Below are 8,734 nucleotides of genomic sequence, written 5' to 3'. Positions count from 1 at the left end.
TCAAGCTGCTGGGCCAGCGTCTGACAGCACGCGATTTCGACCGTCAGATCACCGAAGTTCATGTCCGGATCGCCGTCCTCAATCGCTTCACAGCCCTCGGAATCCCCCTCACACACCCTGTCGCGTAAGAAAACTCCTCAAAGATTGCAGCACGCCCAATCGCTGGAATTGTGCAACAGAGCCCCTTCAGGCATGCAATCCGATGGGACATTGTCCGCCATTTTGCCCCCACGGCATTACCGTTTGCAGGCCTTGGTGTCTGGGCTTTGAGTTGTATGAACCCGGCCTACCTCTCCCTCCTTCTGGGCCTGTTCCTTATGGGGAACCTGCCGCTGCTTTTTCGTAAACCTGCTTCCTGCTGCACGGTTGCAACGGTTCCTGTTGCAAAGCTGCATATGCTGGGGGCCGCGGCTGGGTTCATATCCGGTTTTACGGGAGCCGTTGGTCTGGTTTTTAACGGGTTCTATTATCGGCTGGGTTTACGGAAGGAAGAAATTATCGCAACCCGTGCAGCCAACGAAATTTTGCTGCATCTGCTCAAAATCATTCTTTACGCTATATTTGGCCTGCTCAGTACCCAAGCAACCGTTGCAGGGCTTGCCGTAGCAATGGCCGCAATCCTGTCTTCCATGGGCATGAAGTACCTTCTGCCTTACCTGCATGACCGCCTGTTCCACCACATTGGTCATGCTGCCATGGTGATAGCCGGCATCATGATGGTGATCATCGCCGGTGAGCAGATTGCACAACAGGAGAACATTACTGTTCATTTCGCCCACGCAGATGAAGAAGTCGCAGCATCCCTGTCATGGCAAGAGCATACTTTTGCACTGGAATGGGAGAATGGAGGCGAGCTGTAACTGAGCCATGATACCCAAAAAGTCAACCGGCTCTAACACATGGTCAGACTCCTTGTAGTTGCCCAAAGCGCTTCCTGTATTCAGCCGGTGTTACACCAAGATGGCGCTGGAAGACCCGCCGCAAAACCCTGACAGACCCAAAGCCTGCTTCAGCAGCCACAACCTTGGGCGGTTTACGCCCATCTTCAAGCAGGTTGCGGGCAATCGTCAGGCGTGTCTGCTCAACCCATCTGGCGGGCGATAACCCTGTTTCCTGCGCAAAAAGCCGCGTAAGCTGCCTGCGTTCCAGCGCAATCATCCCAGCCATGGCTTCTACACTGTATTCAGCGTCCGGCTGCTGCAAAATCTGCCGTTGAAGAGACTGCAAGGCAGACCGCCCGGCTGGGGACAGTTCCCTTTGCCGGCTGTACTGCAGTTGCCCTCCGGGTCGTTTGTAAAAAAGCACGAGTTGCCGGGCGACATCACGGGCAATTCGTTCCCCCATATCCTCCCGCACCAGCGCAAGCGCCAAATCCAGACCGGAGGATACACCTGCCGCAGTTCTGAGAGCCCCTTCTTCGCGCACAATTGCATCTGCATCCACCGTTACGGCGGGAAATCTGTGGCGAACACGGTCCACATCGGCCCAGTGCGTGGCAATGGTCTGTCCATCCAGCAGGCCGGTTTCTGCCAACGGAAAAACACCCCCACAGATTGATCCAAACCGGCGGGCTTTGGGGGCTTCCTGCCGCAGCCATCTGGTCAGGGCCGGGTTGTAACTTCTGGTCGCTGCATCGGGGGCTCCGGCTACGAGCAGGGTATCCACACATTGGCTGCCAATATCCCCCAGCAGCAGGTCAGCCCGCAGATTGAAACCACACGAACTTCGAATATCTTTTTTACCTGCCACAAGGACAGACCGATAAAGTGGCCTGCCGTAAAACGTATTGGCTTCGGCAAAAACATCGGCAGGTCCGGCAATATCCATAAGCTGGACACCATCACTCACCACAAAGACAATCAGAAGTTCGGTCATCAGGTTTCCGGATTTTTCTCAGCCCAGCATGCTTCCAGTTTCCATATAACGCTGATGCCAGGCAAGGGCTGCGGGAAGATGATGCGGAATATGCTGCCCAAAGCCATACCGCTTGGCCTGCTCGAAATAATCCTGCAAATGTGGCCTGAAATCAGGATGTGCGCACTTGTCAATAATCGCCCGTGCCCGTTCCACCGGAGCAAGGCCACGCAGATCTGCCAACCCCTGTTCGGAAACAATAATCTGCACGTCCTGCAAAATATGATCGGTATGCGGCACCATTGGCACAAAGGCAGATATTTTTCCTCCTTTGGCGGTAGAAGGTGACACAAACATGGACAGAAACGCATTCCGTGCAAAATCGCCAGAGCCACCTATTCCATTTTGGATCCGTGACCCCATGACACAGGTGGAGTTCACGTTGCCATAAATGTCCGCCTCGATCATGCCGTTCATGGCAATAATTCCAAGGCGCCGGATGAGTTCGGGACTGTTGCTGACTTCCTGCTGCCGAAGTACAATTTTCTGGCGGAAAAATGCCGCTTGATGATTGATACGCTGCGCTGCCTCCGGGCTAAGGGAAAAAGAGGAGGCCGAAGCAACAGTCATGCGCCCGCTTTCCAGCATGGATAGCATACCGTCTTGAATAACCTCACTAAAACCAGTCAGGTTTTCAAAATGGCTTTCATTCAAACCTTCCAGAACGGCATTGGCAATATTACCAACCCCACTTTGCAACGGCAACAGTGAGGGGGGAAGCCGCCCCTGTTTTACCTCATGTGCAAAAAACTCCATAACCTGCCCGGCAATCTGCCGTGCAGTTGTATCCGGTTCTGCAAATGGTGCGTTACGGTCAGGTTCATCCGTAACAACAACAGCCACAAGCCGGTTAAGGTCAATGGCAAGTGTGCCGTTCCCTATACGGTCACCGGGGTGTAGCAGGGGTATAATCTGCCCGTTTGGTGGCATTTGCACACCACCCCAGATATCGTGAATGCCTGCAAGTTCAGGATTCTGCCAGGTATTGACCTCAACAATAATTTTATCCGCGATCTGCACCCATGTCGGGCTGTTGCCGACAGAAGAGCTAAGGATCACTTGCCCATCTGGCGTAACGGCAACCGCTTCGATAATCGCGACATCCGGCTTACCAAACTGCCCCTGCCGTGCCTTCTGGGCCACCTGACCAAGGTGTGTATCAAGGTAAAGCGTGCTGCCTTCGTTAATCCGCGCCCGCATGGCGGTATCCCCATTATAGGGGCTTCGAAACGCCACCGCATTAGCTCTGGCCAGCGCTCCATCCAACTGCGGTCCGGTTGAAGCCCCGGTTAGCAACCGCACCGTAAACGGCTCCCCGGCCGCATGGGCTGCCTCAATCCGTTGGGCAAGGGCCTCGGGTACGGCTTTAGGGTATCCGGCACCGATAAAGCCACTGGTGGCAATAACATCCTTATTCCGGATCAGGGCTGCGGCCTCTTGTGCCGTCATGATGCGATCAAGAAATGTCTGGTGAGCAATACGGTCTTTCATGGCCAGATTTCATCCAAGTGTTCCTGAGGTCACTTATGATGAAAGCTGAACAGCCAACACAGCAATGAGAATGATGGTCCGCAAAAAGGTATCATGGACCATATTGGGACATGTCTCTCCACATGACTGTGAGCCACCAAACGCCGGTTACGGGTAGCGCCTATCTGTTAAGATGTTGCCCAGCGCGTTAAAAACTTTCTCATCTGCGCATGATATTGGTAGATCATGAGCAGCCCGCAATATCAAACGTGATCTGAAGTCAATTGGCGTCAATGTTCCGTCGGGGAACGAGGTCTGATATGTCGATTTTTTACGGTCTTTCGGCTTTTCCCATAACACCCACCGACTCACATGGTGTGGTCGATACAGAAGGTGTAATGCACCTGACGGGCTACCTGTCAGCCAATGGTGTAAATTCCATTGGCCTGTTAGGCAGCACCGGAACTTATGCCTATCTGAGCCGGACAGAACGATGCAGGGCCATTCGGGCAGCGGTCAAAGCTATTGGGGGTAAAACTCCTCTGATCGTAGGGGTTGGAACCCTGCGCACTGATGATGCACAGAACCTTGCACGCGATGCGGCCGCCGAAGGCGCAGATGGGCTGTTAATGGCCCCTGTATCCTATACCCCCCTCACGCAGGAAGAGGCCTACCAGCACTATGCCGCGGTCGCGGCAGTCACGCCTTTGCCCCTGTGTATTTATAACAACCCCAGCACGACACATTTCAGCTTTGGTCGTACCCTACTGGAACGGCTGGCAGATATACCCAACATTGCCGCCATAAAAATGCCAGCCCCAGCAGCAGGCACGGTCACACAGGAACTGACAGAACTGCGGAACAGCCCGGCTGGAAAACTCAGTATTGGCTATAGTGGAGACTGGATTGCGGCTGAAGCCCTGCTGGCTGGATGCGACGGGTGGTTTAGTGTTTTAGGGGGATTTCTGCCCCAACTGGCCAAAGCCTTGGTCAGAGCTGCGCGTGCAGGTGATGTGGCTTCTGTAAACCATTACCAGAAAACCCTGCTGCCTCTGTGGCAGCTCTTCAAGGAATTCGGGAGCTTGCGCGTGGCTTATGCTGCAACCCGTTTTTTGGGGCTTGCCAATGCCCAGCCCCCTTTACCTATTCTGCCACTCAGCCCCCAGAACCAGCAGAGGGTGATTGAGGCATTACAGGCCTGCATGGATGATTGTTCCTAAAAACACCCCTGCATGCCATACGCAGCCGCGCATGAAGCATAGCGCGTCTGGCGCTAGGATTTTAGTGTACGGCCAGAAAAACCTTTATGATACATAACAACACTTACCAGACCTATGCCACAGGCCAGTATAAACGCAGGGCCGAATGATCCATAACGGGTTGCCAGAATACCCGTCAGCAAAGGAGCCAGAACACCTCCCAGTGAAGCACCGGTATTCTGTATGGCTTCAAGCGTTGCAACGCGGTTTTCCGTAACAATCAATGTACCCAGTGTCCATCCGCAACTCACAGCCACACCACTGGCAAACAGTGTAAACGTCAACAGGACTATGGCCGGGATCGACCCCGGTTGCAAAGCGAGTGTCCCGGTCAGGATTGCACAGGCAAGCATGGACAACACCACAGTACGCCTGCATGCTACTAAAGGGGCAACTCCGCGCTGGCTGATCATGTCCATCAGCCGCCCCCCCATAAAACAGCCCAAAAAGCTGAAAATCTGAGGGAATGCTGATAATAATCCTGCCTGAATGACTGAAAGATTTTCCGTTTTTTCCAGCCACGCCGGCAACCAGGTGACATAAAGCGAGCTAAGATAGACCACACCGGTATAACCTGCCGTAGCAGCCCATGTGTTACGTTGCCTGAGCAGGTACCCCAGATCATCCTTTAACGCAGAACGGAGTGATGCCCTTGCAGAATGAGCAGGTGTGGGAGCAGACACCTCGCCCGAAGCCGGGTCGCGATAATAAACAATCCAGATAACCGCAAGCAGAAGATTGATCACACCCACCAGAACCGACATATCCCGCCAGCCCCACCAGGCCATGATGGCCAGCAAAAAAGGAGGAGCCAGTGCAGGCCCCAAAGAGGCAGAACCATTAAACAGCCCGATCGCACTACCCCGCTCTTCCGCCGCAAACCAGTGAACCAGAACACGCGTGCCCGCCAGAAACAAAGGAGCTTCCCCCACACCCAGCAAGGCACGGGTCCAGAAAATATTGGTCGAACTATCCACCAGTCCAAACAATATTTCGGAAAATGAGCATAAAACCAGAGAAGCCCCAAGGAACACCCGTCCCCCCAGGCGGTCAGCCAGTAGCCCTATTGGAATCTGGCTGATCATGTAGGTCCATGCCAGAGCGGACAACAGCCAGCCCATGGTCTCATAGGACAAATGCAGGTCTGCCATAATCGCAGTATTGCCGATGGAAAGGGTTGCACGGTCAATATAATTGATGCACCCCGCCCCTACGAGCAGAAGAAGAGTCATACGCTGGCGCGTGCAGTGCCTTGAATCCTGCATAAGAAATAAAATACCTTTAAAAACCTATTATTTTTCCAGAGATTTAGACGCCTGCTTGAGCCAGCGTGAGACATCATGCGGCTGTGTTTCAGACTGGCGGATAAGCTGATCAAAATGGCGCTGCATCTGCTGAATGGTCGCCTGATCATTGAAGATAATATATTGGCTACCAGCATAGATTGCAGCCCGCTGTGTTCCAAAAATTGTATAGGGCACGGTATGATGTGCTCGCCCATCAAACAGAAAAATACGCAAGGATGGGTATAACGTTTCTACCCGCTCCTCCATATATTCCATCTGGGCCCGCCGGACTGAAACCGGCAGCCCATCCCATGGGAACACACCATCTATCAGGCTCGTGATGGTCTGGGTCGAGAGGCAGATTTCCATATCTGTTCCCGGCGGTCGGTTATAATTGAGATTGCTGACAATGGCCTCAATCTCTGCGGGGTCATCATATTCCGGCCCCAACTCCCATGCCACAACTTCTGACATACGCAGAATATCCGGCAAACGATAGGGCACATAACGAATTTTCATACCCTCTGCTTCCGTGTGCCAGCGGGTTAGCAAAGGAATGTTATAATAATCCGGATTATCTGCAACTTCTGTCGTGTGGGTAGCACTTGTATTTGCGGTATCTGTTACACCCAGCAGCCAGTCCACGGACACATTATAGCGCTCGGCAATACGCACCAATGTATCCGCCCGGGGCAGACGTACGGCATCCTCGGCAAGCAACTGGCTTAATGCTGAACGATCAATCCCGATCTCCGCAGCGAACAGGGAGCGACTTTTTGATTTTGCAATCAAGGACAAGACGCGCTGCTGAAAGATGCGGGAAATGACACGTTTGCTCATGCTGCTTTTCCACGATTGATTGCGTATTATATGTGACAAAAGTCAACATATTTTACAACACACTCATTGAAAAGGGTATTTGTACGGTTAAAACCGAGTTTATGGAAAACGTACAGAATAAAACTACAAAAAATAGTGCTTTTATCATGCAGGCCATTGCAGAATGGCCAACATGGCTTGCCCTGCTGGGTTGCTACACAAGCTGGGTGCTGCTTGGATACCTTTTTTATCCTGCTCACCCGCTGCTGGCCTTGGTCTGCATGGCTGTAACAGTTGCATTCCACTCCTCACTCCAGCACGAAGCCATTCATGGCCACCCCACACCATCTGCCCTGTGCAACGAAGTGCTGGTTGGCCTGCCCCTTGGTCTGGCTTACCCCTACCGCCGCTACCGTACGAGCCATTTGCAGCACCATCACGATGATGCATTAACCGACCCGCACCAGGACCCGGAAAGCTATTACTGGGACCGTGCGAACTGGGTACATCTCGGGTTTTTCTGGCGCTTTCTACTCATGCTCAACAACACCGTTCTGGGCCGCCTGCTGCTTGGGCCACTGGTGGGGAGTATCCGTTTTTTCTGGCAGGATCTAGCACTCATCCGGACCGGAAACCGCACAGTCCGGCGGGCGTGGGGTATCCATGCCCTGTCCATCCTGCTTGTTGCTGCCATTGTTACATACGGTTTTCACATACCATTCTGGCTTTATGCAATCGGCCCGGCCTATGCGGGTAATGCTTTGATCGCCCTGCGTTCGTACTGCGAGCATCGGTGGCACGAAGCCCCGGACGGACGGACGATTATTGTTGAAAAATCTTTCCTGTCCTTCCTGTTTCTTTATAACAATCTGCATGTTGTCCACCATGCCCTGCCGGGTGAACCCTGGTTCCGCATGCCCAGCCTGTACAAGCAGAACCGGGAGCAATGGCAGATCCAGAATCGTGGATACGTCTATCGCGGGTACCACAAAATTATCTGGCAGTATCTGCTGCGCTCCAAAGAGCCATTGCTGCATCCGGCATATAGCCCACAGCCTGCAAGGGAGCAGTCATGACCTTTATTGCTTCCATGCCAATGTATGACCCACCAGAAGAACGGGAGGCCGTAGATCTGAGCTGGCAACGCGTGCGAGATGTGCTGCGCCTACGTGGTATTGCTGCCCCGGGGCGACTGGTACGCCGTAATGCTGACCTGCCCGCCGTACCCGGTGGGATAAGGGATGTCGCAGGCAACATCATCGCCCCAGACCCTGCAACATTACCGCCAGAAGAGCTGGACCTGCACACGCTCTGGCGCCACCCCGACTTGCTGTTTGGTGAAACATGCTGGGGGCCGCTGGAGCAGGGATTGCGACCATTTGTGCATGTCATCGCACAAAACAGCTATTCTGGCGTACCGGGAGGAGAAGGTATTCTGTACCGCAGTGCGCTGATTACCCGCAGCAAGGCACAACGCCCTACCCCCGTACCATCAGACACTCCGGTTATGCCTGATCTGGCAGGCAAGCACTTTGCCTTTAACACGCTAGGCTCCCGCTCGGGCTACTTATCTGTGGAGCGTGACCTGCACGCGCAGGGTGCGTCCATGCAGGTCTTTTCACGCATGACACCAACAGGCAGCCATTTGGCCTCCCTGCGCATGGTAGCCGCCAGCAAAGCGGATATTGCCGCGATTGATTGCAAAAGCTGGGCCATGGCGCAGCGGCACCACCCGAGCCTGAGCGCAAAACTGCACGTGGCTGGCTGGACAGCCCCTTCCACCGGCCTGCCGTTCATCTGCTCGGTGCATCTGCCGGAAGCTATCAGGCGCAATGTGGCAGATGTCGCCCGGGCGATCTTCCTGCCTCCAGCGCGATGTTGACCCCGCAGCCTCTCGCGCAGAACGCCCCCAGTCCGCACGATCATGTTCGCACGCATCTGCATGGCAGAACAAAGCATGATCAGGACACAATATTTATCAATATC

At 53.9% G+C, this 8,734-nt stretch carries 8 protein-coding genes and 1 pseudogene; 5 read left to right on the top strand and 4 right to left on the bottom strand.

All coding sequences use genetic code 11. The annotated features are described in order from the left end of the window. Both GOB83_RS12980 and GOB83_RS12975 read left to right on the top strand, forming a co-directional pair. Positions 1 to 128: pseudogene (locus GOB83_RS12980) on the top strand (IS5/IS1182 family transposase); the annotation flags it as partial. Positions 129 to 170: 42 nt separating this feature from the next. After that, positions 171 to 860, top strand: a complete 690-nt coding sequence (locus GOB83_RS12975; RefSeq protein ID WP_338420635.1) for a sulfite exporter TauE/SafE family protein — start codon at positions 171 to 173, stop codon at positions 858 to 860. Between the two features lie 43 nt (positions 861 to 903). On the opposite strand, the gene GOB83_RS12970 is transcribed toward GOB83_RS12975, so the two are convergent. Further along, positions 904 to 1,875, bottom strand: a complete 972-nt coding sequence (locus tag GOB83_RS12970; protein WP_165926379.1) for a GlxA family transcriptional regulator — start codon at positions 1,873 to 1,875, stop codon at positions 904 to 906. A gap of 18 nt (positions 1,876 to 1,893) precedes the next feature. After that, positions 1,894 to 3,405 carry an acetyl-CoA hydrolase/transferase family protein gene (locus GOB83_RS12965; protein WP_165926378.1) on the bottom strand — a complete coding sequence of 504 codons (1,512 nt, stop codon included), beginning with the start codon at positions 3,403 to 3,405 and terminating at the stop codon, positions 1,894 to 1,896. Positions 3,406 to 3,704: 299 nt separating this feature from the next. On the opposite strand from GOB83_RS12965, the gene GOB83_RS12960 reads away from it, so the two are divergent. After that, the gene (locus tag GOB83_RS12960) at positions 3,705 to 4,604 is read left to right on the top strand and encodes a dihydrodipicolinate synthase family protein (RefSeq protein ID WP_165926377.1); all 900 of its coding nucleotides are present in this window, start codon (positions 3,705 to 3,707) and stop codon (positions 4,602 to 4,604) included. Positions 4,605 to 4,657: 53 nt separating this feature from the next. Here the strand turns inward: GOB83_RS12960 and GOB83_RS12955 are convergent, their stop codons facing one another. Beyond that, complete coding sequence (locus GOB83_RS12955; RefSeq protein ID WP_206752419.1) at positions 4,658 to 5,875, bottom strand: MFS transporter; 1,218 nt, start codon at positions 5,873 to 5,875, stop codon at positions 4,658 to 4,660. A 60-nt stretch (positions 5,876 to 5,935) separates the two neighbouring features. Continuing rightward, the gene (locus tag GOB83_RS12950; RefSeq protein WP_165926375.1) at positions 5,936 to 6,769 is read right to left on the bottom strand and encodes a helix-turn-helix domain-containing protein; all 834 of its coding nucleotides are present in this window, start codon (positions 6,767 to 6,769) and stop codon (positions 5,936 to 5,938) included. Positions 6,770 to 6,915: 146 nt separating this feature from the next. Here GOB83_RS12950 and GOB83_RS12945 point away from each other — a divergent pair, with 146 nt between their 5' ends. Together GOB83_RS12945 and GOB83_RS12940 are read left to right on the top strand one after the other, a co-directional pair. Next, complete coding sequence (locus GOB83_RS12945) at positions 6,916 to 7,824, top strand: fatty acid desaturase (protein ID WP_165926374.1); 909 nt, start codon at positions 6,916 to 6,918, stop codon at positions 7,822 to 7,824. Then, the gene (locus tag GOB83_RS12940) at positions 7,821 to 8,630 is read left to right on the top strand and encodes a phosphate/phosphite/phosphonate ABC transporter substrate-binding protein (protein ID WP_165926373.1); all 810 of its coding nucleotides are present in this window, start codon (positions 7,821 to 7,823) and stop codon (positions 8,628 to 8,630) included. The genes GOB83_RS12945 and GOB83_RS12940 overlap by 4 nt, the downstream gene beginning before the upstream one ends. Positions 8,631 to 8,734: the final 104 nt, after the last annotated feature.

The organism is Acetobacter fabarum (assembly GCF_011516925.1).
Taxonomy (GTDB): domain Bacteria; phylum Pseudomonadota; class Alphaproteobacteria; order Acetobacterales; family Acetobacteraceae; genus Acetobacter; species Acetobacter fabarum.
The sequence above is the reverse complement of the archived record's forward strand: the minus strand, read 5'-3'. Positions and strand labels throughout refer to the sequence as shown.